At 70.4% G+C, this 2576-nt stretch carries 1 pseudogene; it reads right to left on the minus strand.

Annotated elements, in window-relative coordinates:
• Positions 1-21: 21 nt before the first annotated feature.
• Positions 22-2576, minus strand: a pseudogene (locus CCN29_RS27755) (glycosyl hydrolase); the annotation flags it as partial.

The following is a 2576-nucleotide window of genomic DNA, read 5'->3' on the forward strand; positions in this document are numbered from 1 at the left end:
CACCGGGATCCCGAGGGGGGCTCAGCTGTACGGAATGACCAGCACGGACTTGTCCGTCCCCGTCTGGAGCTTCGACGCCCCGTTGCCGATCGCGCTCCACACCTCCAGCCGCACCGTGCCGTTCCTGAGCGTGCTCAGGGAGCCCGTCGCGGACTTGAGGCCGCGGGCCTGGGTGTACTCCTCCCAGCCCGTCACCGGGTCGGTCGCGAAGTAGTGGTACGTCTCCGTCCGGTCGAAGCTGCCGTCGCCGGTGAAGTCGTAGCTCACCCGCGCCTGCTGGCCGAGGCCGACCGTCGTGCCGGCGTCGACCTGGAGGCGGAAGGCCGTCTGGCCGCCCGAGGTCGGGGTGCCGTTGACGCCGCGCACCTCGTAGACGAGCGGCTGGTACGGGGTGCCGTCGTGGTTGGCGCCGTTCCCGGAGGGGATCGTGTCGCTGCCCGCCGTGCCCCCGGTCGCGGTCGTGAGGACGCCGCCGGCGCGCAGCTGGAACGTGTTGCCGGTGGGCGGCTCCGGTTCGGGGCCGGGGTCCGAGGAGCCGGTGCCCGTGCTCGTCGCCGTGGAACGGGCGGGCACGGACATCGTCTTGCCGTCGGAGAAGGTCACCGTGCGGGCCGAGGAACCGTGGTTGTGGGCCACGTACGTCCGGGTGGTGCCCTTGGTGAACACCGCGGACGTCGGGATGTCACCCGTCACCGTGGCGTCCGGCGCGCCGACCGTGTCCAGCGTGGCGAGCCAGTGGTAGGTGTGGGCCTTCGACTCGCCCTGCTCCGGGGTGTAACCGCCGTTGCCCGCGTCCCACTTGGCCTTCGCCGAGGCCGGGTCGGCGAACGACTGGAACTCCCAGAGAATGTCGCGCCATTCGACGGCGGGCCCGCCGTTCTCCCGTTCCATCTCGGCGATGTTGCGCCGGATCGCCGCCTTCTCACCGCCGAGGTGCAGCGAACCGCCCGTCACGGGCAGGACGTTGATGCCGTGGATCTCCTCCGGGTTCGCGGTCCACCAGGTGGAGTACGCGGCGCCGCTGCCCCACACCATGCCGGCCGTGTCGTGGCCGAAGGACGACGGGAAGACCTGCTCGTCGGCGTCGAACCAGTACTGGGCGATCGACTCCGACTCCGTGGTGAGGAGGAAGGAGCCGAGGTCGCGCAGCGAGGTGTCACCGGTCGCGGAGCCCCAGAGGATGAGCGCCGCGCTCAGGTTGGTCGACTCGGAGGACGACTCCTGGTTGTTGCCGGCGGCGAAACCCTGGTGGCCGGAGGCCCAGCCGTGGCCGGCGTAGACGTCGAAGCCGCGCAGGAACGGGAACGCGGAGTCGGTGCGGCTCGGGTTCGCCGTGTCCCGCACGAGGGTCTTGACCATGCCGCCCCACGCCGAGTCGGCGGCCCACGACGGGTCGTACTGGGCGATGATCGCCGCCGCGTACACGTAGTACCCGTAGTGGAAGTGGTGGTCGTTCAGCTCGGTGTCGCTGCCGTAGGAGGCGGGGTAACCGGTGAGCGTCTTCCAGGCCTGGTCGTAGCTGAACTCGTTCGCGCCGCCCGCCGTGAACCAGTCCTGGAGCCGGCCCTTCATCAGGTTCAGCATCCGGTCACGGATGCCGGTCTCGCCGATCTGGTCGGCCACGGGCACCAGTTGGGCGAGCCGGCCGAGCGCCTTGCCGGTCCAGTAGGTGTCGACCGCGCCGGAGAACGGGTCGGAGGCGTTCACCACGTCGTTGAGGTAGCCGCGCNNGCGCGGGCAGTACCGCCGCCGCCTTTTGGCTGGTGCTGAACGACGTCCCCTCGCGCACCTTCATGGTGCCGCGCGGCGAGACGTACGTGTACGAGGTGAGCGCGTCGGTGGTGTGCAGCCACTGGTGGCGGTAGAGGGCCTGGAGCGTGCCGCGCTCGGTGCCCTCCTTCGCCTCGGTGGTGAGCGCGTACGTCGCCCTCACGGTGCCGCCGCTGTAGCTCCACGTCACCTTGGAGTCGGTGACGAAGCTGTAGGCGTACTTCCGGAACGTCGCCAGCGCGTCGGTGGACGGCAGCACGGCGACGGAGAAGTAGTCCTTGCCGCCGAGACCCGCGGTGACCGTGGAGCCGGAGACGTTCCAGTCGCTGCCGGTCGGGGCGAAGAGGGCGTAGTGGTGTCCGGCGACGGTGATGCCGAGGACGTTGCCCTGGTCGGCGAAGACTGCGGGGGTGCCCGCGGTGGTGATCTGGGCGTTGCCGCCGGAGCCCTTGGCGTACACGAACGGCGAGCCGTGCCCGATGGTGGTGCGCAGGGTCCGGGTTCCGTCGGACCAGTAGGGGGTGACCGTCCAGTCGGACCAGTCGTCGGCCTTGGTGTCGGGGGAGTTGAGGCCGGTCAGTCCGATGGTCAGGTCGCGCTTGTGGGCGAACTCGTACTGGCGGCCGTCGCCGGTGATCACGGGGGTCGTCGGGTATCCGACGTCGAGTCCGCCGGCGGTGGCCTGGTAGGTGAGGGGGTGCCCGTACATGGGGGTCGAGTACGGGTTGTCGCCGTAGCGCTGGAAGGCGAGGGAGGACCACCAGTCGTTGGTGGGCACGGGACGGTTGCGGGCGGCGGCGGTCACC

It is taken from the genome of Streptomyces pseudogriseolus, from assembly GCA_002154585.1.
GTDB lineage: Bacteria > Actinomycetota > Actinomycetes > Streptomycetales > Streptomycetaceae > Streptomyces > Streptomyces pseudogriseolus.